This window comes from Amycolatopsis stemonae, from assembly GCF_054781455.1.
Window position 1 is genome coordinate 420,026 of record NZ_BAAGUJ010000006.1, and the last position, 20,683, is coordinate 440,708.

The following is a 20,683-nucleotide window of genomic DNA, read 5'->3' on the forward strand; positions in this document are numbered from 1 at the left end:
GCCCGCGATGAGGGAACTGGTCGCGGAGCTCGACGCACGCGTGGTCACCGAACCCGGCGCGGTCGTGGCGATCGACGCCGATGGCGCGCACACCTTGTCGGCCGTCCTGAGCGCCGCCGACGACTTCGCGAAGGTACTGGCCGAGGTGGCGGGTCCGGGGAGCACGCTGCTCGTCCAGGCCGACAACACCTGGCGCACGGTCGTCGCCGCGCTGGCGGTCGGCCGGCTGGGCGGAACCCTCGCGCTGATCAGCCGGCACAGCACCCGCGAGGAGTTCGCCGCCGCCCACGAGGACATCGCTCCCGATGCCGTCGTGGCGGCCGCGGAGGTGCTGTCCTCTTGGGACACCGAGCCTGCTGGCGGCCCGGTCCTCGAAGGCTGGGGGCTCGCCGCCGCGGGGCGGTCCGCGCCGGACCGCTGGGCGGGCGGGGTCGTCATTGGGCTCACCTCCGGTTCGACCGGCCGCGCCAAGGGAGTGGTGCAGAGCGAGGCCGCCCTCCGGTACGCGAGCCGCCGCACGATCGAGGCGGTGGGGCTGCGGCCCGGCGACCCGGTCGGCGCGCTGGTGCCCCTGTCTTCCGCCGCGGCGATCTGTTTCGGCCTCTACCTGCCCCTGATGCTGGGCGGGCCGATGCTCCTGCTGCCGAAGTGGGAACCGGGCGCGGCGGTCCGGCTCATGGCCGAGCACGCGGCGCGGTGGACGATGTGCGTGCCCACCATGGCCCTGCAGATGGGCTCGGCGGAAGGCGCCGACGGCGCGCTGACCGCGATGACGGCGATGACGGTGGGTGGCGGTCCGATGGACGCCGGCGCGCTCGGGCGCGCCGAACGACGGCTGGGCACGCGTCTCCTGCGCGTGTTCGGCATGTCCGAGTGCCTGGGGCACACCACGTCGTCGCCGTCGGACGCGGCGGATCATCGGCTCGGCACCGATGGCCGGCCCTTCCCCGGGACCGAACTGCGCGTCGTGGACGAGCTGGGCGCACCGCTGGGGACCGGCGTGACGGGCCATGCCCAGGTCCGGGGTCCGTCGCTGTTCCTGGGCTACGCACGCCAAGGGACGGTCGAGCGCCCGCCGCTGACCGAGGACGGGTTCCTGGCCACCGGTGACCTGATGGAAATCGCGCCTGACGGCTCGGTGAGCGTGAAGGGGCGCGAGAAGGACATCGTCATCCGCGGCGGTCGCAACATCGACATCACCGAAGTCGAGAGCGCGATCGCCCGGCACCCGGAGATCGACCAGGTGTGCGTGGTCCCGGTCCCCGACGCCGTGCTGGGCGAGCGCGTCGCGGCCTTGCTGGTCACCGCGCGCGAGGACCTCGACGTGCCGGCGCTCCAGCGGCACCTCGACGGCGAGGGACTCGCGAAGGGAAAGTGGCCCGAGTACGTCTTCCGCGTCGACGCGCTGCCGCAGAACCGGGTCGGCAAATTGGCGCGACGCGAGGCCGCGGCGATCGCGGATCGCCTGCGTGGTGCGGAGGACCGTGATGGATGAGGTATCCGTGGTCGTCGACGGTCCGAAGACGACGATCGCGTTTTCCCGGCCGAAGGCGCTCAACGCCCTGACCACGTCGATGCTCGACCACGCCGCGGACGCCGTCGAAACCGCCGCGAGCGGCACCCGGGTCATCGTGCTCACCGGCGCCGGACGGGCGTTCAGCGCCGGCGCGGATCTCGCCGCCGAACCCGGCGAACGCACGATCGCGGCCGCGAACCGGCTGACGTCGGCAATCGTGCACAGCCCGAAGATCGTGGTCGCCGCGGTCAACGGCCCTGCCGTCGGCGTCGCCTGCTCGTTCGCGCTGGCGGCCGATGTCGCGGTCGCGGCGTCGTCGGCGTACTTCCTGCTCGGGTTCGCGACCGTCGGCCTCATGCCCGACGGCGGGGCCACGGCCCTGCTCCCGGCGGCGGTCGGGCGCGCGAGAGCGGGACGCATGATGTTCCTCCAGGACCGGATCCCCGCACGCCTGGCCGAAGAGTGGGGCATGATCGCCCGCGCGGTCCCGGACGACCAGTTCGCCGGCTTCGTCGATGAGTTCGCCGAGCGGTTCGCGAACGGCCCGGCGCTTGCCCACGCGCAGGCGAAGAAGGCGATGAACGCGGCCGTGCTCGACCGGCTCGACGACGCGCTGGAGCGGGAAGCGGCCGGGCAATCCGCGCTCTTCGCCACCGGCGACCATCGCGAAGGCGCGGCCGCCTTCCGCGCGCACCGGCCGCCCCGGTTCACCGGGAGGCCGTGATGCGGGCGTTCCGGTTGACCGGACCGAAATCCGCGCGGATGGAAGAGGTCGAGACCCCGGCGCCCGGGCCCGGGCAGGTGCTGCTCGACGTCCTGGCGGCCGGGGTGTGCCGATCCGATCTGGCGGTCCTCGATCGGGTGCAGGCGCTCGGGTATCCCGTCCCGTTCACGTTCGGCCACGAGATCTGCGGCCGGGTGGCCGCCCTCGGTCCCGGCGTGGATGGGGTCGAGGTCGGCACGGAGGTGGTGGTGCACGCGCCGGTCGGCTGCGGCCGCTGCCGTCGGTGCGACCGCGGCGAAACCCAGTACTGCGACACCGGGCACGAGAGCGGGGTCGCCGGTTTCGGCCTGGGCCTGGACGGTGGAATGGCGGACGCCGTCGTGGTCGATGCCGCCCGGCTGGTGCCGAGTGCGGGCCTTGCTCCCGCGCACGCCGCTGTCCTGGCCGACGCCGGGCTGACGTCCTACCACGCGGTCGCCGGGTCGCTCTCGCGCTTGTCCGACCCGGACGCGGTGGCCGTCGTGATCGGTGTCGGCGGCCTGGGGCACATCGCCTTGAGCATCCTGCGCGCCCGGACCGCGGCGACCGTGGTGGCGGTGGACATCCGTGAGCCGGCGCTGGAACTGGCTCGCGCGCTGGGCGCCGACCACACCGCGACCATCGACCGCTGTGCCGAGGTGGTCCGGGCCGTCACCGGCGGGCGCGGCGCGGACGTCGTGTTCGATTTCGCCGCGGCGCCCAGCACCGCGGAAGTGGCGCCGTCGCTGCTGCGCAAGGCCGGAGACCTCGTGATCGTGGGCAGCGGGGGAGGCGTGCTGCCCGTGACCAAGCCGGGCCCGCTGCCCTCCGGCACCCGGATACGCCTGCCGTACTGGGGATCGAAAGACGAGCTGGCCGAGGTCCTCGACCTCGCTCGCCAAGGGGCGCTCCCGGTGCGCACGGAGGAGTTCGCGCTGTCGGAGGCACCCCGGGTGTTCGACCTGCTGGCCGCAGGAGCGGTGGTCGGTCGCGCGGTGCTCGATCCGCGTCTCGGTTGACCGGCCCGGGGTGCGGAGCGAGCACCCCGGGCCGGTCCGCGCGGTCAGGACCAGGCCGGATCCGACAGCGCACCGATCCCGGCGGCCAGGAGGCGCGGTACGGCGTCGCCGACGCTGTCGAACCCGGTTCCCACCGTGAGCCCGCCGCGGTGCCGGGCGTGGATGCCCTCCGCGATCACTGCGGCCTTGAAGTAGCCCAAGCCCAGGTAGAACGCCATGGTGGGAACCTCGCGCCCGGTCGTCTTCGCGTAGCGTTCGACGGTGGCGACGGCGTCAGGTAGCCGAGGGCTCGTCGATGCCGCCGCCCCGCCGAGCACGGGATCGAACGCGGGGTTCGAGTACGCGACGTGCAGCCCCAGATCGGCGAGCGGATCACCGATCGTCGCCATCTCCCAGTCGACCAGTGCCCTGACGACGCCGGGATTCCCCTCGGCGAGGATCGCGTTGTCGATGCGGTAGTCGCCGTGCACGATCGAAGCCCCGCTCTCGGCCGGGCAACGGTCCTCGAGCCGGCGGTGCAGCGTGGCGAGGTCCGGCAGGTCCCTGGTCGCCACGTGCTGCCACTGATCCCGCCACCGGCGCAGCTGCCGGGCGAGGTAGCCCCGCGGCTTGCCGAACCGCCCGAGCCCGACGTCGTCGACGTCGACGGCGTGGAGGCGGCCGAGAACGTCGATCAGCCCGGACGCGCACCGCCGGATGTCCGCATCCGCGAGTTCGTGCAGCTGGTCCTGCGACCGGATGACCGGCCCGGGCACGAACTCCACGATGGAGAACGGGAATCCCAGTACCTCGGTGCTTTCTTCGAGCGCGACCGCCGCGGGCACGGGCACGCCGGTTCCGGACAGGGCCGCGACGACGCGGTACTCGCGGGCCACGTCGTGCGCGGACGGGGTCAGCCCGCCGAGCGGTGGGCGGCGCAGCACCCAGGAGCGGTCTCCGTCGGTGAGCCGGTAGGTCAGGTTGGACCGGCCGCCTTGGATCAGGGTCGCGGTGAGTTCGCCCGCCTCGGGGACCAGCCGCGCGAAATACCGGTGCAGGGCGGTCAGGTCGAGGTCCGCCGGGCCGGTCATCGGCCGGCTTCGCTGTGCCGCAGGGCCCGGCGGGCGATGGACCAGCGGTGCGTTTCCGAGGATCCGTCGTAGATCCGGAAGGGGCGCACCTCGCGGAGGAACCGGCTCAGCAGGACGTCGCCGGACACGCCGAGCGCGCCGCAGATCTGCAGCGCCCGGTCGACGGTGCGCCACACGGCTTCCGCGGTGAAGGTCTTGGCGATCGAGGTCGCCTGGCTGCCCGACCGTCCTTGGTCGATCTCCCAGCAGGCTCGCAGCACGAGTCCCCGGGCGGCGGCGATGTCGATCTCGCTGTCGGCGATCATCTGCTGGACCATGCCGAGATCGCCGAGCCGGGAGCCGAAGAGGCGGCGTTCCCCGGCGCGCCGCAGCGCGATGTCCTGTGCCCGGCGGGCGATGCCGAGCCAGCGCATGCAGTGGGTCATCCGCGCCGGCCCGAGCCGCACCTGTGCGTAGCGGAACCCCTCGTCGACCTCGCCGAGAACCGCGTCGTCCGGCACGAAGCAGTCGTCGAACAGGATCTCCATGTGGCCGCCGTAAAGGCTTTCGTCAAGAGTTTCGATGTGCCGGACCAGCTTCATGCCGGCGTTGCCGGCGTCGACGAGGAACATCGTGGCGCCGTTCTGGTCGCCGGGGGAGCCCGACGTACGGGCCATGCAGATGGCGAACCCCGCGCCGTCGGCGCCGGTGATGAACCACTTGCGGCCGCTGATCTTCCAGCCGCCTTCGGTCCTGGTCGCCGAGGTGGTCAGCGCGGCGGGATCCGAGCCCGCACCGGGTGCGGGCTCGGTCATCGCGAAACACGAGCGGATCTCGCCGGCCGCGAGCGGAGCGAGGTAGTGCTGCTTCTGCTCGGGTGTCGCGATGCGTTCGAGCAGGTGCATGTTGCCCTCGTCGGGCGCCGCGATGTTCAGCGCCAGCGGGCCGAGCAGGGAGTACCCGGCTTCTTCGAAGACGACCGCCCGCGATCGCATGTCGAGCCCGTGCCCGCCGTACTCCTCGCCGACGTGCGGGGCGAAGACCGCGGCGTCCTTGGCCGCCCGCTGAAGTTCCAGCCGGGTGGACTCGCTGCGCACGACCCCGCCGTCGCGCTCCTCGATCGGGATGACGACGTCGCGCACCAGCGCCGCGGTGCGCTCGGCGAGGGCCGCGACGGCCGGCTCGGGGGAGAGATCAATGGCCATCAGGACTCCAGTGGCTAATAGGCATTAGCCTAATGGAACTGTTTGCCGCCAGCCATGTCAAGTACGATGTGACCGATTCGGGTACAAGTCGCTAGCCAGCTGAGGGGGTGCCGTGGCCGACGGCATGACGGCGCGTCAGGCGGAGATTCGCGAAGCGGCGCTGGAGCTGTTCACGCGACTCGGGTACGAAGCGACGACGATGGCCGACATCGGAGCGCGGGTGGGCATCCGCGGCCCGAGTCTCTACAAGCACGTCGGGTCCAAACAGGAGCTGCTGGCGGGCATCATGGCGGGGACGATGGACGCGCTGCTGGCGGAGCACGCGCGGGCGACGGCCGGGATCACCGATGTCGGCGCGAGCCTGCGCCGGGCGGTCGAGGCCCATGTGCGGTACCACGCGCGGCACCGTCTCGAAGCCTTCGTCGGCAACCGCGAGCTGCGCAGCCTGGAGGAGCCGCACCGAACCGAGATCCTCGCGCGCAGGTCGGCCTACGAGTCGGCGTTCCGGCGCCTGGTCGAGGCCGGCGTGACGGCCGGCCGGTTCCACGTGCGGTCGGTGAAGCTGGCTTCGTACGCGCTGCTCGACCTGGGGATGGGCGTGGCGACCTGGTATCGGGAAGACGGCGAGCTCACCGAAAACGAAGTGGTCTGGGAGTACGTCGAGTTCGCGTCACGGCTGGTCGGCGCTTGACATTCCCACCAAACTGAGTTTGGTTCAGTTCATGGATGCCGACGAGATGCTGGCCACCACCCGCGCCGTGCGCAAGCGGCTCGACCCGGGCCGCGACGTCCCCGAGAGCCTCATCCGCGAGTGTGTCGCCCTCGCTCTTCAAGCGCCGGCCGGGTCCAACCTGCCCCGGACGAGGTTCGTGGTGATCCGCGATCCGGGCCGGCGGGCGGCGGTGGCGGAGATCTATTCCGAGATCTACCTCGGCTCCTACCGTGCTTCGGCCGGCTACATCGGCCGGGTCGAGGTGATGGGCGACGAGGCCGCCGGCGCACAACAGCGAACGGCACGGTCGGCGGACGCCCTGGAGCGGGCGTTGCACGAAGTCGGAACGATCGTGATCGCGTGCCTCGACGGCGTGCGGCTGGACGGCAGTTCCGCGTTCACCAGCGCGTCGATGCTCGGCGGTGTGCTGCCGGCGACGTGGAGTTTCATGCTCGCCGCCCGGGCGCGCGGGCTCGGAACCTGCTGGACGACGATGCACCTGGCCCGGGAGAAGGACGTCGCCGACGTGCTGGGCATTCCGTACGAGCGGGTCCAGCAAGTCTGCCTGACCCCGCTCGCGTTCACCCGAGGGGAGAAGTTCGGTCCCGCCGCGCGGCCGGAAGCGGATGAGGTCATCCACTGGGATGGCTGGGACACCGCCAAGCTCACCGCGCCTCCGCTCGGCGGCATCGCCGCCTCGCCTGCTTCCTGACCGGTGATCCCTCCACGCCGTGATTTCGGCGCGTTGTGGTCCGTGGCCCGGGCTGACGGATCCGCGGCTACTCACGCCTGGCGTACACCGAATCCCTGCCTGATGAGAAAGCCTGGACCGCGACCGGACTTCGCCACCGTCCTGCGGGGGCCGGCACAAGCGGATCACGCCCCACCGCACCGCAGTCCTGGGCACCGGGAACAGTCACTACAACGACCATCGACCACTGCCGCCGGAAATCAGTTACCAGTCATCCGGCTCCACCGAGGCGCCGCGGCGCACCGAATCGGCCGGGCAGCGGATAGTGCAGGTGGCAGGTGTGATGAACGCGCCGCGACCTGGTCGGGCGGACAGGTGTGCTGATCGAGCCTGTCCGCTATCGCAGAGGCGACCCATCGGGACGGGGCGAAGCGGCGGACGTCGGGGATGACCGCGACGTATGATCACGAGAAGGACGAAGCGCCACGACGAGGTCGCAGCACTGGCGGGCGGAAGAGGGGGCAGGGTGTTCGGTCGGAAGAGGAAGGTCAACGGTCTGAACGATCTGATGGCGCAGCTCGGGCCCGACCTGACTCGGGAATCGCTCGGCGTCGGGCCCGAATTCCCAGGCGTCACCCCGAACCCGTTCCTGAGCCGCGACGCAGGCAAGCGGAACGCGGAACTGCGTACCGGGGAGCTTGCGCTCGGCGTTCTCGTCGATTGGCGGGAGATCAACAGCAATCCGCGCGTGGTCCTGATGTTCGACGTGGAGACCTCCGACGGCAGCACGTTCCGAGGTATCGCAGACGAAGACCTCACGCTCACCGAGCTCACCCGACTCGTCCCGGGACAGACGTTGCCCGTGCGCTACCGACCGGCCGTCATGGACCACTACGTCGCTCTTGCCCGGGACGCAGACCCGGCCCGTGTCCGGCAGCTCGCCGACGAGATCGCGAGCCGCAAGCAGACCTGACTCGAGGCCATTGGCCGCATGCGGCCCGCGTGCTCAGCACGGCGTCGAACTGGTCTCCGCGGAACGCTCGCTCGTACTCTCCAATCACGACCGCGTCGAACGGACCGTTCGGCTGTTTCGCGGCCGCGATCAGCTGGGCTGCGGCCGGGCGTTCGCGCCAGGGCGGTCGGCGTGAGCATCCGTAGTCGAAGTACTCCGCCACGATCACGCCGCGCCCGTGGTATCTGCTCGGCGCGGGGAGACTGCGCGTGTCATGGTGTCGAGGGCGGACCGCGGTCGCCCTGAACAGATGACGAGACCGGGGTTGACCTGCACCCGAACGGCCGCATTGCCGCCCGTATCACCCATGTTGGGCTGTAAGTGGCCGCCCTTTGTCCGCGGATAGCCGCCGGCCGAACTCCTCCGGGTGCCACGAGGCCCGGGTGCGGCGCCGGCCGGCGGTCAGGACGGTGGCATGGCGGCGGCCAGCACCCGCAGGGCCAGATCGAGTGCGTCGGACAGCCGCCGGATTGAGCGCGAGGCCTGCATGAGGACGAATCCGCCCTGGACGATGGTGAGGATGTTCTCGGCAAGGGCGGTGGGATCCGTGTCGGGCAGCAGGTGCCCGTTTTCCCGCATGCGGCTCAAGCCGCGTGCGAGGTACCCGGTCCACTCGTGGAACCCGGCGTCGATGAGGCGACGTGCTTCGGGATCTTCCTCGGCGAGCTGAGCGGTCAGTGACCCGAGCGGGCACCCGCCCCTCGCGCCGCGCTCGGTGTGCACCGTGAGGAGCCGGTCCTTCCAAGCGAGCCAGGACTCCCACGTGTCCAGTTCTTCGAGCGGCGGCTGCTGGTCCTCGAGCGCCTGCCGGGCCTGCCGTTCGACGACTGCCTGCAGGAGCTGCGCGCGTCCGCCGGGGAAGTAGTGGAAGACCTGCCCGTGGCTGGTCGAGGTGGCCTCGCGGATGTCGTTGATCCCCACCTGATCGATGCCACGCTCGTACAGCAGCGCCGCCGCGGCGTCGATGATCCGTGCCCGGGTCGCCGCGCCCTTCGACGTCCACGCCCCTGTCTCCATGGTGCTTCCTTCTTCGTCGTCGATGACCTGCCGCCAACTTTGGAGTTGCGTCTCCATTCTACCGGGGCGTAGTTTGGAGAGAGCGCTCCAGAAAGGCGCGGAAGGAGAGACCTCATGACGAAGATCGACGTCCACACCCACTTCCTCCCGGACTCCTACGTCGAGACGCTCAAGCGCCACGGCATCAACTGGACCGGCGGCGTCGGGATGAGTGCCTGGACCCCGGAGAAGCATCTGGCGTTCATGGACGAGTGGAGGATCGAAGTCGGGGTACTGTCCTGCCTGGCCGAGACGGGGATGTACTTCGGCGACCAGCAGGAAGCGAACGAGCTGGCGCGCAACGTCAACGACTACGGCGCGCAGATCGTCCGCGCGCACCCCACGCGCTTCGGCATCTTCGGCGCCCTGCCGTTGCCGAGCGTCGACGCCGTCCTGGCCGAGGTCGACCACATCTACGACGGGCTCGGTCTCGACGGCGTCTACCTCGTGTCCAATGTGGCGGGTACTTACGTGGGCGACCCGGCGTGGGAACCGCTGTACGCCGAACTCGACCGCCGTCACGCAACCGTGCTCGTGCATCCCGTCGAGCCGCGGGAGACCCCGGACCTGCCGTGGCAGCACTGGATCGGCGAGTACGTCTTCGACACGACACGGGTGTTCATGACCCTGGTCTTCAACGGGGTGCTCGACCGCTATCCGGGGATCAACTGGATCATGTCCCACGGAGGCGGGACCGTGCCTTACATCAGTGGCCGGCTCGCGACGGCGCCGCGGGTCAACGAGCAGTACCGCGCGGCCGGGAAGCGTCCGATGTCGGAGTACCTGCGTTCGGTCTACTACGACATCGCCGTGGCCGATGCCCCGGTCATGGTGAACACCATGGTCGATGCCGTCGGGGCCGACCGGATGCTGTTCGGTACGGACTGGCCGTACTCGCACGATGTGTTCGACATCCCGGAGCCCGGCGAGCACGACCCGGTCAAGCTTCTGGGCGTCGAACTCGGCGCCCGGGTCGGGCGGTCCACGGCCTTGCGGCTGCTGCCGGGCGTCAGCCGTCGGCTGGGGCACGCCGACAACCCCGCCGCCGTCGCCTGATCCGGGGACTGGCCGCCTGAGGCATGCCGCCCAGCGCAGGGCCGTCGCGCTACCCGTGCTGAGCGCGCGCGTCCGTCATTGGTGCGACGGGCTCTTGTGCCAGCCCTTCCGCCGCGTACGCGTCTCCGCCGAGATTAGCGCAGGCGGCCCAGCGTCACGTCAGGTCTGGTCGCGTCGTTGGAGTCCATCCTCGCCATCGAGGTGTCGCTGCCGGTGGATTCCCCGTGCCCGTACGGGGATGGCAGTCACGCGAACATCTGCATGCCGCCGAAGAACAGCACCAGAAGCGCCCCGATTCCGAAGCCTGTCAAGAGCGCGCCGCCCAGGCCGGGGCGAATCCGGACGCCCCCGTAAGCCAGGCCCAGCACGAACATCATCCAGGCGCCGACGAAGGCGAGGTGCGTCATCATGGTGGTGCTGAGGTCGAAAGCGGCTTTAGCGCCACCGGCGACGATCAGGGCAAAGACGATCGAGATTCCCGCGCGGGTCCACCGGTTCTTGGCAACGCTGCCGGTCGAGGCCGGGTGTGACTGACTGCGGGTCATGGTGTCCTCCTCGTCGGGTCACTCCAGTCTCACACGCACCGCGACCGGTGATCCTTACCGTGCGGTTACCGGTGTTCGGGAATCCGGGTCACGACGACTCGCGCGGGCCGGCGTCTGCGGGCAAGTACCGGTCAGGGGAAGTCACGAGGGGAGCGGCCGATGCGAGTTCGACGGGATTCGGCGCAAAAGCCGGTCCATGGAGAGCCTGGCCGCCGTACGGGTTGTAGGTCCATTTTGTACTGCACGTGCTCCACCGCTGGTCGCTCCATCTCCATCACGGGGCCAGGGCCGGCGTGGCGAGTCAGGGCTGCCAGGTGAGTGGCGCGCCGCCGTAGTCGGTGTTGGGGGCGACGCTGGTGTACTCGCTGTTGTCATAGCCGGCGCCGCTGACCGGGGTCGTGCCGGGAGCGAGCACCAGGACGCAGGTTTGGTAGCCGGCGCCGGTTGTGGTGAAGTCCCGTCCGGCGCCCGCGTTGTCGCATTTGTCGAAATGGGTGAACACCGCCACCTCTTGGGCGTCGGAACCGTCGGGGAGGAGGCCGCGCAGCGGTGGCGCGGCGGTGTAGGCGAAGTTGCCGCCGGAGTCGTCCGTCACGGTGACCCGCAGGTAGTACGGCGTCAGGCCGTTCGCCTTGTCGCCGAGTCTGAGCGGCGCGAGGTCGGAGGGTGCGCCCTTGTCGATCCCCGTCACCGCGAGGCCGAGGGTGCCGGTGACGTTTTCGGACTTGAACGGCACATCGGCCTTTTGCCCGAAATGGAACTTGGCGCCCGGCTGTGCGTAACCGACGGAGGCGGTGCTGCCGGTCGTGGCCGGCGCCGCGGTGCTCGACGTGGGGACCGGTGCGGTCGACGGGGGAAGCGGCTGCGCTGCGGGGGTCGCGGCCCCCTGGGTGGTGCTGGAGCAGGCGGTCAGCAACAGCAAGCCCGCTGCGGCCGCGGTGTAGGACTGCATCCGGCGAGACATGGCGGAACTCCTCGGGTTCGTACGGCTGGGTGCTTGGTCCGGAAGCTTGCCGGTGGCCGGTATCCGGCTGTTTCCTTTTCGGTAACCCCGCACGCCCGGGCGCTTTAGAATCACTTTCGGCGGGCTGAGTCACGGGGGGATGAAATGGCGGCCGATGCGGCGATGGCGTTCCGGGTGCTCGGCCCGGTCGAGGTCCGGCGGGCCGGGGTGCCGGTGCCCCTGCCCGAGGGGCAGGTGGCCCAGCTCCTCGGGGTCCTGCTGGTCAACGCGAACCGGCTGGTGCCGGTCGACACCCTGATGGCGGTGCTGTGGCCGGACGAAGCTCCGGCGACCGGGCGCAAGATGGTGCAGGTCCGGCTGTCGCGGCTCCGGGCGCTGCTGGCGGGCACCCCGGCCGCGATCATCGGCGGCCGCGCCGGGTACCGGCTCGACGTCCGGGCGGACGCGGTCGACGTGGCCGAGTTCCGCGCCCGCGTCTCCGCCGCGCGCAGCGCACCGCCCGCGGACGCGCTCGGCCTGCTCGGCTCGGCGCTGGACCTGTGGCGCGAACCGCCGTCCGGCTGGTTCGGCGAAACCCTTGCCGGGCAACGGATTGCGGCTTCGCTCGAAGGCGAACGACTGGCGGCCGTCGAGGCGCACGTCGACGCCGCGGTGGCCGCGGGGCGCCAGCAGGAGGCGATCGACCGGGCCGTGGACACCCTGGCCGCGCATCCCTTGCGGGAAAGCTTGCGCGCCCGGGTGATGTCGGCCCTGTCCACCGCGGGGCGGCAGGCCGAGGCACTGGCGGTGTTCGACGAGGGCCGGCGGCTCCTGGCCGACGAGCTGGGCGTCGACCCGGGTGCGGAGTTGTGCGCCGCGCACGCCGCCGTGCTCGCCGGGACTCCGCCGGAGCCGCCCGCGCCCGCCGTTCCCCGGCAGCTGCCCGCACCGCTGACCCGGTTTGTCGGCCGCGAAGCGGAGATCGCGGCGCTGACGACGATCGCGCACCCGGCGGCCGACGAGCCCGCGACGGTGGTCGTGCACGGCCCCGGCGGGCAGGGCAAGTCCGCGCTCGTCGTCCGCGTCGCACACCGGCTGGCCGGAGAATTCCCGGACGGGCAGCTCTACGCGGACCTGCTCGGCGGGACCGCGGGCGCCGTGCCGCCGACCGCGGCGGACGTGCTGCGCCGCTTCCTGCGGGCGCTGGGCCTGCCGCTGCCCGCGATCCCGGACGATCCGGCCGAGGCGGCCGCGGTCTACCGGTCGGCGCTGGCCGGGCGCCGCGTCCTGGTCGTGCTGGACAACGCGGTCGACAGCGGGCAGGTCCGGCCCCTGCTGCCGGCCACCCCGGGTGCCGCCGCGCTGGTGACCAGCCGGCGGCTGCTGGCCACCGTGGAGGCCCGCCACGTCGCGCTGGAGCCGCTGCCCGAGGAGAACGCCGTCGACCTGCTGGCCCGCTACTCCGGCCGTCCGGTCGACGACATCCGGGACGGCGACAAGGAAAGCGTGGCCGCGATCGCCCGGGCGTGCGACCACCAGCCGCTGGCGCTGCGCATCGCCGCGGCGCGGCTGGCCAGCCGTCCCGACTGGACTCCGGCGACGCTCGCCGCGCGGCTGGCCGACGAACGGCATCGCCTCGACGAGCTGCACTTCGACGATCTCGCCGTGCGCTCGAGCGTGGAACTGGGCTACCGGGACCTCGATCCGCCGACCGCCCGCGCGTTCCGCCTGCTGGGCCTGCTCCACCTGCCGTGGCTGGGCGGGCCGGTGGTGGCGGCGCTGCTGGGCACCGACGCGGCCGGCGCCGACGACGCCCTGGACCGGCTGGTGCGCGCCACGCTTCTCGACGTGCCGGAGCCCGGTCGTTACCAGCTGCACGACCTCGTCCGGTTGTTCGCCGCCGAACAGGCCGCCCGCGAGGAATCGCCGGCCGCGCGGGAGGCGGCGCTGAGGGCCGCGTACGAGCACTACCGGGCGCGGCTGGCCGCGGTGCACGCCCGGCTGCGTCCCCACGCGTACTCCGCGCTGACGGACCGGGAAGAGCCGAGCGGGGAGTTCGCCGACATCGCCGCCTGCGTCCAGTGGATGGACGACGAAACCGACAACCTCATCGCCGCGGCGCGCTCGGCCGCCGATGCACCCGAGTTCGCCCCGTACGCCCTTGACATCACCGAGCGCCTCTATTCGTACCTGTGGAAGCAGGACGCGCGCGCCGACCTGCTCGAAGTGGGCCGCATCGCGACCGCGGCCGCCCGCCACGTCGGCACCGACCAGGCGACGGAGCGGGCGACCGGCATCCGCGCCGCGGCCCACCGCCGGGTGGGCCGGCTCGACCAGGCGCACGCCGAGTTCCTCGCCGTGGTCGAGAGCCGGCGCCGGCGCGGCGACCTGTTCGGCGAAGGCCGCGGTCTGACGAACGTCGGCATCGTGCTGAAGGAGCTCGGCCGGCTGGACGAGGCGGTGGCCTGCCTGGCGGACTCGATCGAGCTCGTCGAACGGCACGGCCCGGCCGGCGCGTCCCGGGTCGCGCTGTGCTGCATGGCGGAGGTCCACCTGCAAGCCGGCCGCTACGCCGAGGCAAGCCGCTACGCGGGGCAGAGCCTGGCGCGCTCCCGGGCCCACGACGACGTCACCGGAGCGGCGTACGGCCTGGCGGTGCTCGGCCAGGCCCAGTACGGCCTCGGTGACCTGGCGGCGGCCGAGAACGCGCTCGGCGAGTGCATCGCGGTCTGCCTGCAAGCGCACGAGCGAAGCGATGAATGGGAGGCGCGCCTGTCGCGTGCCCAGGTGCGGCTGCGGCGGGGAAACCCGGACGGCGCCGCCGAAGACGCCCGCCGCGCCTTGGAAATCCTCGGCGACCACGGCGACGCCTACGGCCGCGGCGCGGCGCATCGCCAGCTCGCCAGGGCCCTGCACCTGCTCGGTTCGCCGGCGGCCGGGACCCACCACCACACGGCCGCCGCGCTGCTCGGCGCGTCGGCGACCGTTCCCAACGCCACCTTGGAAACCCTCCTGGGCCGGGCGCCGTAAGCCGAACGGGAAGCTGTTGCGCGGAAAGAACCGTGCGAGAACCGGCGAGATACCGGCGTGGCCCAGGCTGTTGCCTCATGACCGGAGAAACCGACGGAACGGACGTGCGTGCCCGGTACCGGGCACGCGCCATCGAGCTGGGGGCGCTGCTGGCCCAGGCCCGGTACACCGGGCGTGCCGACGAGGCGGGCGTGACCGCGGTGGTGGACGGGCGCGGCACGCTCCTGGACGTGCGCATCTCGGCGGACGCGGTGCGGGGACCGAAACCGCAGCTGATCGGCCCGGGCGTGGTCGAGGCGGTCGGGCGAGCCCGCGCGGTCGCCGCCGAGCACGCCGCCGGGCTGGTCGCCCGGACCGAGCCGGCCGCGGACGTGTTCGCCGGCCTGCACGACGAGGAGGCGTGGTGAATCCGTACGACCGGTTGTACGCGCGGGTGGCCGAGCTGGAGAACGGGTTGGCGCGCAGCCGCGCCACGATCACTGGTTTCGCCGATGTCCGGCTCACCACGCCGATCGGCCGGGACCTGGGCACGGTCGTCATGTCCGGCGAAAGCCGGTTGCTGGCCGTGGATCTCGACCCGGCCGCGGTGCGTTACACCACCGCCGCCGCGCTCGGCGAGGCCGTGCTCGCGGCCATCCGGCAGGCCGAAAAGGACAGCAAGGATCATCGGGCCGAAGCACTCGCACGGGCGCGGGGAAACACGTTCATCTGACCGAAGGGAGCAGCGCATGCACGAGGCGCCGGGTGGCGGATTCGAGGTCACCGCCAATCAGCTGGAGAACGCGGCGGTCGCGTTCGAGGACGCGGCGGCCGACTGGGGACGGTTGCACATCGACATGTCGGGCTGGGCATTGGCGGACGACGCGCTGGGCTTCCTCGGCCGGCAGGCGGGCGTGGTCCAGGAGTACAACGCCGCGCTGTCAGTGGTTCAGGGCAAGACCGCGAACGGCGTGGCCGGCCTGCGCCAGGCCGCCGACGAACTGCTCCACTCGGCCCGGAAGTACACCGCGGCGGAAAGCTCGATGCGGGAGGAACTCACCCGGGTGGGAACCACGATTCCCGAGGGGCGGGGACGGAGATGACCAGCGGTCTGCAGCCGTCGGCGCTCGTCCGGCAGCCATACCCGGTGGACAACGACAAGCTCGTCCGGAACTGGGCACAGATGTGGTTCATCGGCAACGACGACGCGGTCAGCACGCTCGACCGGATTCGCGACGAAATGTTCGGCAACGCGGATCAGGTCTACGCCCTGGCCGAACAGTGGGTGGCCAACCCGGTGATGTCCGCGGACAAGCAGAGCATCACCACCGCGACGGTCAACCTCGCCGGTTACTGGCAGGGACCGGCCGCGGAATCGTTCAACACCTGGGTCGGCTCGAACGGCGGAGGCGTGTTGTCGGTGTTCGAGAGCAACGGCTCGGCCATGACCGACATCGGCACCACCCTGGGCAACTGCGCGGCGGCGGTGTACGAAACCTATGGCAACGCCATCAACGCGATCGGCCAGTGCGCCGGCGCGCTCGCCGGGATCGCGACCGACCTGATGCTGACCCCCGTGCCGATCATCGGCGAGATCGCCGACGCCGACGCGGTCGACAAGGTGTCCAGCGCGCTGGACACGTTCGTGACCGCGGTGGCCGGTTTCGTCGCGGACGCGGTGAAGCAGATCGGCGTGTACAAGGCGCAGGGCGTGACGGTGACCGCCGCCGCCAACAACGGCTTCACCGCGGTGCCCCCGCCCGGCACCCTGCTCGGTGACCCGGACAAGTGGTGGAGGGAACCACAGCAGCAACAGCAGTGACGCCCCCCGGACCACGTCACCCGTCGGCTACGGTCTGGGGTGTCAACGGCCCTTGCTGAGGCTTGGGCTCGCGTTGCGATCCGGGGAGCACGTGCCGGATCACCAGGCTGCTTCGAGTGTTCAGCCGAGGGAATTCCGGCCACGGTGGCGGCGTCGGGCGATCATCGCCGCAGCGCCGGGACACCGGCGGCGCTGTCGGCGGAGAAACCGGTGCCGTGGAACCCGTTGACGCGCCGTCCGCGGCCGGCACCATTCGTCGTTCTGCTGGACCTGCTGGCTGTAGTTCAGGTGCGTCAGCGTCAGGCCGTTCGGCACGGAGCGCCGTCACCGTTCACCGTCGCCGCACCGGCCGCCGGGCTCAGCGCCGTTCCCATCAATTTCCTGCCGAGAGCAACGGCCACGTCATGCCTGGTCAGGGCGCGTGTTCGGGTGATTTTTGCATGCCGATGTCATGGCAGGAGTTATGCCGCCGATCCGGCTGTCCTTCTCGGCTCTCTCCGTTCGTCCACTAGGTGAATGACCAGAGGCACGAGGAGGGACTCGGATCATGCGACTCCACACGATGGCCATCGTCGCGGCCGTGGCCGGCGTCGTCATCAGTACGACCGCCGCCACCGCCTGTGATGTGACGGTGTCCAACCCCCACGTAGTGGCGCACCTCGACGAGGGCGCCGGGCAGACGCCGGAAGCCGTCGAGGTCGAACCCGACGGCTCGGCGGACGTCTCGTTCTCGGCTGCCGGCCAGGTCGCCCGGGTGACGCTCGGCGGCCAGGTCCAGGTGCTGGGCCGGCTCCCGCGCACGGGCAACTGCCCGGTGGCCGGCGCCCCCAGCAGCATGGGGCTCGCGCGCTCGTCGGACGGCGTGCTCTACGTGCTCGACTGCACCGGTGACGCGAACACCGGCGTCTGGCGGATCAGCCGCGGCCGGGCGCCCGTCCAGCTCGCTGCGCTGCCGCCGAGCGGGTTCCCGAACGGCATGGTCCTCGATCAGCTCCGCGGGCAGTTGTACATCGCCGACTCCACGCTGGCGACCGTGTGGCGTGTCCCGATCGGCGGCGGAACGCCCGTGGCCTGGGCGACCGACCCGGCGCTGGCGAGAACCTCGTTCCTGGGCGCTAACGGCATCAGCCTGCACGGTGGCGCCGTGTGGGTCGGCAACACCGACCACGGCACGATCCTGAGGATCCCGGTGCGGCCCGACGGCGGTGCCGGAGCCGTGCAGACCGTCGCAAGCGGGCTGGGTGCCGTCGACAGCTTCACCTTCGTGCCCGGCACCGACCTCGTGCTGATGGCGCTGCCCCTCGCTGATCAGGTCGTTCTCGTCCACCCGGACGGCCGGGTCCGCACGCTGCTGACCGCCGCCGACGGCCTTTCCGGTCCGACCGCGGTCAAAGTGCGGAACGGCACCTTGTATGTGTGCGACGGGGCGGTGCTCAGTCACCTCGACCCGAACCTGCTCGTCGCGCACATCGACTACTACTGACGCCTGTTCCCGGCTGTGGACGCGGGGAACAGGTCCCGGGAGGATCAGTTCGCCGGATCCGGCACGCGTGACTCCGCTTTCTGTCCCAATGGGATTGCCGCCGCTGAGTGACCTCCATGCGTCGGATGGTCCGCGGCTGTCGATCGCGCTGATGGACGGGGGGAGGGCGGCTGCAGGATCGCGGCCCTCGGCTGGAACGCGGGCGGCCGCCTGCTGGTCACGCTGATCCGGACCTCGGTGGTGATCCGCCGGCCTCATGCCCCGCAAACCCGACGTCGCGCTCCCGGCTCCGGTGCGCCGCGGCTGCGGAGCGCTGGCAGGCAGCCGCCTGGTGCTGACCCCGTCGACGACGGCCGAGTCGGCCGGCGACTTCCGCGTGGGCCGTCCGGCTCGGAGGACGACGTCTTCGTCGTCTACTGCCCTTGGTTTCACTATGTGAATCCCAGGAACCACGATGTGACAAGAATGGCCTCACGGGCATTGACCGTGGTGAGCGCTGGTGACTATCTTCGATAGATAATGGAATCGAGGAGTCATATAGTGAAACCAACGGCCGCCTTGGCGGAGTGGGTGCGGGTTCTGCGGGCCGAGGATGTCCCCGAGCGGGTACGCGCCCGCGCGAAGCACCTGCTGCTCGACGGGTTCGGGGCCGCGCTCGTCGGTGCCCGGCTGCCGTGGTCCCGCGTCGCGACCGATGCCGTGCTGGCCTTCGAAGGCCGCGGTGACTCGGTTGTCGTCGGCACCGGCAAGACCACTGCCGCACCCGCCGCCGTACTGCTGAACAGCACCTTCATCCAGGGTTTCGAGCTCGACGACTTCCACCCGATCGCGCCGCTGCACAGCACCTCGCTGATCATCCCGGCGATCCTCGCCACCGCGCAGAGCGGCCAGGTCGTGACCGGGATCGACGCGGTGACCGCCGCGGTCGCGGGGTTCGAGGTCGGCCCGCGCGTCGGCCGCGCGCTGCACGGCGCCCAGATGCTCTCGCGCGGCTGGCACTCCGGGCCGGTCTTCGGTACGCACGCCACGGCCATGACCACGGGCAAGCTGTGCGGCCTGACCGCGGCCGAGCTGGAGGACGCGCTCGGCATGGCGGGTACACAGTCCGGAGGGCTGATGGCCGCGCAGTACGAGGCCATGTCCAAGCGCATGCAGCACGGGTTCGCCGCGCGCAACGGCTACTACGCCGCGCACCTCGCCGCCGGCGGCTACACGGGGATCAAGGCGGTTTTCGAGCGGGAGTACGGCGGCTTCCTCGCCGTGTTCGGCGAAGGCCACGACCCGGTCCCGGCAGAGATCACCGCGGAACTCGGGCAGCGCTGGGACACCGAGCTCATCATGGTCAAGTCGTTCGCCGCGATGGGCGGGCTGCACGGCGCCATCGAGGCCGCGCTGAAGCTCCGCGCGGACCACGGCGTCGACCCGGCGGAGGTCGCGGAGATCGAGGTCGCCGTCGGCCACACCGTGTACCACCACGGCTGGTGGGAGCCCGAGCGCCCGCTGACGCCGATCGGCGCGCAGATGAACATCGGCTACGCCGTCGCCGCCGCGCTGTGCGATGGGCAGGTGCTGCCCCCGCAGTTCACGACCGAGCGGCTCGACGCCGACGACATCTGGGCCCTGGTCGCCAAGACCCGGGTGCGGCACGAGACGGCGTTCGACGATCCGGCCAGGCGCGGCGCCACCGACCTGCGCCTGACGCTGACCGACGGCACCGTCCTCGAGCGGCACGTCGCGATGCCGCACGGCTCGCCGTTCGACCCGGTCACCGCCGAGGAGATCGTCGCGAAGTTCCACCACCTCACCGAGCGCGCGGTCGACCCGCGCGACGCACCGCCATCGAGGCCGCTGTGCTGGGCCTCGACGAAGCCGCCGATCTCACCGAGCTGCTCGACCTCCTCGCGGCGCCTGTCCAGAGCGTCCTCGACTGATCCCGATTGCGAGAACCATGACCACGGCACGTAAAGCCCTGCGCCGCAGGCTCGATTCCGGGGAGCTGATCGTGGCACCCGGGGTGTACGACGGGATCTCCGCACACCTGGTGGCCCGTCTCGGGTTCGCGGCTGGGTACCTGACGGGTGCGGGTGTCGCGGCGTCCGGCTTCGGGCTGCCCGACATCGGTCTCGTCACCCAGACCGAGATGACCGAACGCGCCCGGATGGTCGCCCGCGTGCTCGGCGACATTCCGCTGATCGCCGACGCCGACACCGGTTATGGCGCCGAGCTGAACGTCGTGCGCACGGTCCGGGAGTACGAAGCCGCCGGCGTCGCCGCGATCCAGCTGGAGGACCAGGCGTTCCCGAAGAAGTGCGGGCACCTGCCGGACAAGGAGCTGATCCCGGCCGGGGACTTCACCCGCCGGCTCGGCGCGGCACTCGACGCCCGCACGGACCCCGACCTCGTGCTCGTCGCGCGCACCGACGCCCGCGGTCCGCTCGGCATCGACGCCGCGATCGAGCGCGCCAACGCCTACGCGGCCGCGGGCGCGGACGTCATCTTCGTCGAAGCGCCGCAGGGGGAAGACGAGATCGAACGCATCGCCCGCGAGGTCGAGGCGCCGCTGCTGCTCAACCTCGTGATCGGCGGCCTGACCCCCGTGCAATCCTCGGAACGCCTGCGGGAACTGGGTTTCGCGATCGCGATCCACCCGTCGGTCGCCCTCGGGGCCGCGGCTTTCGCGATGCTCCACGGCCTCGCCGACTTGGCGGGTGAAGATCCGAAGACGCTGATTCCCGGAAAACCTGCGGAATTCTTCAACCTCGTCGGCCTCGCCGAGTGGTCCGAGATCGGCGACCGCCACCGCGTCGCGGAAGGAGCCTGAAC

Annotated in this window: 20 protein-coding genes; 15 read left to right on the top strand and 5 right to left on the bottom strand. The window is 71.3% G+C overall.

The features are described from left to right. Nucleotides 1-7 precede the first annotated feature (7 nt). The 3 genes from ACYVLJ_RS24670 to ACYVLJ_RS24680 are packed head-to-tail and all read left to right on the top strand — an operon-like array spanning nucleotide 8 to nucleotide 3,277. The gene (locus ACYVLJ_RS24670; protein ID WP_460440508.1) at nucleotides 8-1,495 is read left to right on the top strand and encodes a class I adenylate-forming enzyme family protein; all 1,488 of its coding nucleotides are present in this window, start codon (nucleotides 8-10) and stop codon (nucleotides 1,493-1,495) included. After that, entirely contained in the window at nucleotides 1,488-2,240 is a 753-nt protein-coding gene (locus ACYVLJ_RS24675) for a Clp protease/crotonase-like domain-containing protein (RefSeq protein WP_460440509.1), read from the top strand. The genes ACYVLJ_RS24670 and ACYVLJ_RS24675 overlap by 8 nt, the downstream gene beginning before the upstream one ends. Nucleotides 2,241-2,278: 38 nt before the next feature. After that, nucleotides 2,279-3,277 carry an alcohol dehydrogenase catalytic domain-containing protein gene (locus ACYVLJ_RS24680; protein WP_460440510.1) on the top strand — a complete coding sequence of 333 codons (999 nt, stop codon included), beginning with the start codon at nucleotides 2,279-2,281 and terminating at the stop codon, nucleotides 3,275-3,277. A gap of 44 nt (nucleotides 3,278-3,321) precedes the next feature. On the opposite strand, the gene ACYVLJ_RS24685 is transcribed toward ACYVLJ_RS24680, so the two are convergent. Both ACYVLJ_RS24685 and ACYVLJ_RS24690 read right to left on the bottom strand, forming a co-directional pair. Beyond that, a complete protein-coding gene (locus ACYVLJ_RS24685; protein ID WP_460440511.1) occupies nucleotides 3,322-4,347 on the bottom strand; it encodes a phosphotransferase family protein in 1,026 nt (341 codons plus the stop codon). Continuing rightward, the gene (locus ACYVLJ_RS24690; protein WP_460440512.1) at nucleotides 4,344-5,531 is read right to left on the bottom strand and encodes an acyl-CoA dehydrogenase family protein; all 1,188 of its coding nucleotides are present in this window, start codon (nucleotides 5,529-5,531) and stop codon (nucleotides 4,344-4,346) included. Before ACYVLJ_RS24690 ends, ACYVLJ_RS24685 begins: the two co-directional genes overlap by 4 nt. A gap of 112 nt (nucleotides 5,532-5,643) precedes the next feature. On the opposite strand from ACYVLJ_RS24690, the gene ACYVLJ_RS24695 reads away from it, so the two are divergent. The 3 genes from ACYVLJ_RS24695 to ACYVLJ_RS24705 all read left to right on the top strand — a co-directional run bounded on the left by ACYVLJ_RS24695 (nucleotide 5,644) and on the right by ACYVLJ_RS24705 (nucleotide 7,907). Continuing rightward, the gene (locus ACYVLJ_RS24695) at nucleotides 5,644-6,222 is read left to right on the top strand and encodes a TetR/AcrR family transcriptional regulator (RefSeq protein WP_460440513.1); all 579 of its coding nucleotides are present in this window, start codon (nucleotides 5,644-5,646) and stop codon (nucleotides 6,220-6,222) included. Nucleotides 6,223-6,253: 31 nt separating this feature from the next. Next, the gene (locus tag ACYVLJ_RS24700; RefSeq protein WP_460440514.1) at nucleotides 6,254-6,955 is read left to right on the top strand and encodes a nitroreductase family protein; all 702 of its coding nucleotides are present in this window, start codon (nucleotides 6,254-6,256) and stop codon (nucleotides 6,953-6,955) included. Nucleotides 6,956-7,460: 505 nt separating this feature from the next. After that, the gene (locus ACYVLJ_RS24705; RefSeq protein ID WP_460440515.1) at nucleotides 7,461-7,907 is read left to right on the top strand and encodes a hypothetical protein; all 447 of its coding nucleotides are present in this window, start codon (nucleotides 7,461-7,463) and stop codon (nucleotides 7,905-7,907) included. A 441-nt stretch (nucleotides 7,908-8,348) separates the two neighbouring features. On the opposite strand, the gene ACYVLJ_RS24710 is transcribed toward ACYVLJ_RS24705, so the two are convergent. Beyond that, entirely contained in the window at nucleotides 8,349-8,963 is a 615-nt protein-coding gene (locus ACYVLJ_RS24710) for a TetR/AcrR family transcriptional regulator (RefSeq protein ID WP_460440516.1), read from the bottom strand. 114 nt (nucleotides 8,964-9,077) lie between these two features. Here ACYVLJ_RS24710 and ACYVLJ_RS24715 point away from each other — a divergent pair, with 114 nt between their 5' ends. Beyond that, a complete protein-coding gene (locus ACYVLJ_RS24715) occupies nucleotides 9,078-10,058 on the top strand; it encodes an amidohydrolase family protein (RefSeq protein WP_460440517.1) in 981 nt (326 codons plus the stop codon). Between the two features lie 245 nt (nucleotides 10,059-10,303). Here the strand turns inward: ACYVLJ_RS24715 and ACYVLJ_RS24720 are convergent, their stop codons facing one another. Together ACYVLJ_RS24720 and ACYVLJ_RS24725 are read right to left on the bottom strand one after the other, a co-directional pair. Then, on the bottom strand, nucleotides 10,304-10,603 hold the full coding sequence (locus ACYVLJ_RS24720) for a hypothetical protein (RefSeq protein WP_460440518.1): 300 nt from the start codon (nucleotides 10,601-10,603) through the stop codon (nucleotides 10,304-10,306). 301 nt (nucleotides 10,604-10,904) lie between these two features. After that, a complete protein-coding gene (locus ACYVLJ_RS24725; RefSeq protein WP_460440519.1) occupies nucleotides 10,905-11,567 on the bottom strand; it encodes a hypothetical protein in 663 nt (220 codons plus the stop codon). A 144-nt stretch (nucleotides 11,568-11,711) separates the two neighbouring features. On the opposite strand from ACYVLJ_RS24725, the gene ACYVLJ_RS24730 reads away from it, so the two are divergent. The 8 genes from ACYVLJ_RS24730 to ACYVLJ_RS24765 all read left to right on the top strand — a co-directional run bounded on the left by ACYVLJ_RS24730 (nucleotide 11,712) and on the right by ACYVLJ_RS24765 (nucleotide 20,681). Beyond that, nucleotides 11,712-14,576: an AfsR/SARP family transcriptional regulator gene (locus ACYVLJ_RS24730; protein ID WP_460440520.1), complete on the top strand. Its 2,865-nt coding sequence runs from the start codon at nucleotides 11,712-11,714 to the stop codon at nucleotides 14,574-14,576. 77 nt (nucleotides 14,577-14,653) lie between these two features. Further along, nucleotides 14,654-14,983 carry a YbaB/EbfC family nucleoid-associated protein gene (locus tag ACYVLJ_RS24735; protein ID WP_460440521.1) on the top strand — a complete coding sequence of 110 codons (330 nt, stop codon included), beginning with the start codon at nucleotides 14,654-14,656 and terminating at the stop codon, nucleotides 14,981-14,983. Nucleotides 14,984-15,009: 26 nt separating this feature from the next. Further along, nucleotides 15,010-15,288, top strand: a complete 279-nt coding sequence (locus ACYVLJ_RS24740; RefSeq protein WP_460440522.1) for a YbaB/EbfC family nucleoid-associated protein — start codon at nucleotides 15,010-15,012, stop codon at nucleotides 15,286-15,288. 16 nt (nucleotides 15,289-15,304) lie between these two features. Further along, entirely contained in the window at nucleotides 15,305-15,658 is a 354-nt protein-coding gene (locus ACYVLJ_RS24745; RefSeq protein WP_460440523.1) for a hypothetical protein, read from the top strand. Further along, entirely contained in the window at nucleotides 15,655-16,377 is a 723-nt protein-coding gene (locus tag ACYVLJ_RS24750; protein ID WP_460440524.1) for a hypothetical protein, read from the top strand. Before ACYVLJ_RS24745 ends, ACYVLJ_RS24750 begins: the two co-directional genes overlap by 4 nt. A gap of 547 nt (nucleotides 16,378-16,924) precedes the next feature. Further along, nucleotides 16,925-17,860, top strand: coding sequence for an NHL repeat-containing protein (locus ACYVLJ_RS24755; protein WP_460440525.1), 936 nt, complete (start codon nucleotides 16,925-16,927; stop codon nucleotides 17,858-17,860). 540 nt (nucleotides 17,861-18,400) lie between these two features. Further along, the gene (locus ACYVLJ_RS24760) at nucleotides 18,401-19,825 is read left to right on the top strand and encodes an MmgE/PrpD family protein (RefSeq protein ID WP_460440526.1); all 1,425 of its coding nucleotides are present in this window, start codon (nucleotides 18,401-18,403) and stop codon (nucleotides 19,823-19,825) included. Further along, a complete protein-coding gene (locus tag ACYVLJ_RS24765) occupies nucleotides 19,809-20,681 on the top strand; it encodes an isocitrate lyase/PEP mutase family protein (RefSeq protein WP_460440527.1) in 873 nt (290 codons plus the stop codon). The genes ACYVLJ_RS24760 and ACYVLJ_RS24765 overlap by 17 nt, the downstream gene beginning before the upstream one ends. Nucleotides 20,682-20,683 lie beyond the last annotated feature (2 nt).

Coding starts and splice junctions, on each gene's coding strand:
- ACYVLJ_RS24755 (WP_460440525.1), top strand. CDS start 16,925: ATGCGACTCCACACGATGGCCATCGTCGCGGCCGTGGCCGGCGTCGTC.
- ACYVLJ_RS24720 (WP_460440518.1), bottom strand. CDS start 10,603: ATGACCCGCAGTCAGTCACACCCGGCCTCGACCGGCAGCGTTGCCAAG.
- ACYVLJ_RS24735 (WP_460440521.1), top strand. CDS start 14,654: ATGACCGGAGAAACCGACGGAACGGACGTGCGTGCCCGGTACCGGGCA.
- ACYVLJ_RS24710 (WP_460440516.1), bottom strand. CDS start 8,963: ATGGAGACAGGGGCGTGGACGTCGAAGGGCGCGGCGACCCGGGCACGG.
- ACYVLJ_RS24725 (WP_460440519.1), bottom strand. CDS start 11,567: ATGTCTCGCCGGATGCAGTCCTACACCGCGGCCGCAGCGGGCTTGCTG.
- ACYVLJ_RS24685 (WP_460440511.1), bottom strand. CDS start 4,347: ATGACCGGCCCGGCGGACCTCGACCTGACCGCCCTGCACCGGTATTTC.
- ACYVLJ_RS24715 (WP_460440517.1), top strand. CDS start 9,078: ATGACGAAGATCGACGTCCACACCCACTTCCTCCCGGACTCCTACGTC.
- ACYVLJ_RS24670 (WP_460440508.1), top strand. CDS start 8: ATGAGGGAACTGGTCGCGGAGCTCGACGCACGCGTGGTCACCGAACCC.
- ACYVLJ_RS24700 (WP_460440514.1), top strand. CDS start 6,254: ATGGATGCCGACGAGATGCTGGCCACCACCCGCGCCGTGCGCAAGCGG.
- ACYVLJ_RS24765 (WP_460440527.1), top strand. CDS start 19,809: ATGACCACGGCACGTAAAGCCCTGCGCCGCAGGCTCGATTCCGGGGAG.
- ACYVLJ_RS24680 (WP_460440510.1), top strand. CDS start 2,279: ATGGAAGAGGTCGAGACCCCGGCGCCCGGGCCCGGGCAGGTGCTGCTC.
- ACYVLJ_RS24745 (WP_460440523.1), top strand. CDS start 15,305: ATGCACGAGGCGCCGGGTGGCGGATTCGAGGTCACCGCCAATCAGCTG.
- ACYVLJ_RS24750 (WP_460440524.1), top strand. CDS start 15,655: ATGACCAGCGGTCTGCAGCCGTCGGCGCTCGTCCGGCAGCCATACCCG.
- ACYVLJ_RS24690 (WP_460440512.1), bottom strand. CDS start 5,531: ATGGCCATTGATCTCTCCCCCGAGCCGGCCGTCGCGGCCCTCGCCGAG.
- ACYVLJ_RS24730 (WP_460440520.1), top strand. CDS start 11,712: ATGGCGGCCGATGCGGCGATGGCGTTCCGGGTGCTCGGCCCGGTCGAG.
- ACYVLJ_RS24675 (WP_460440509.1), top strand. CDS start 1,488: ATGGATGAGGTATCCGTGGTCGTCGACGGTCCGAAGACGACGATCGCG.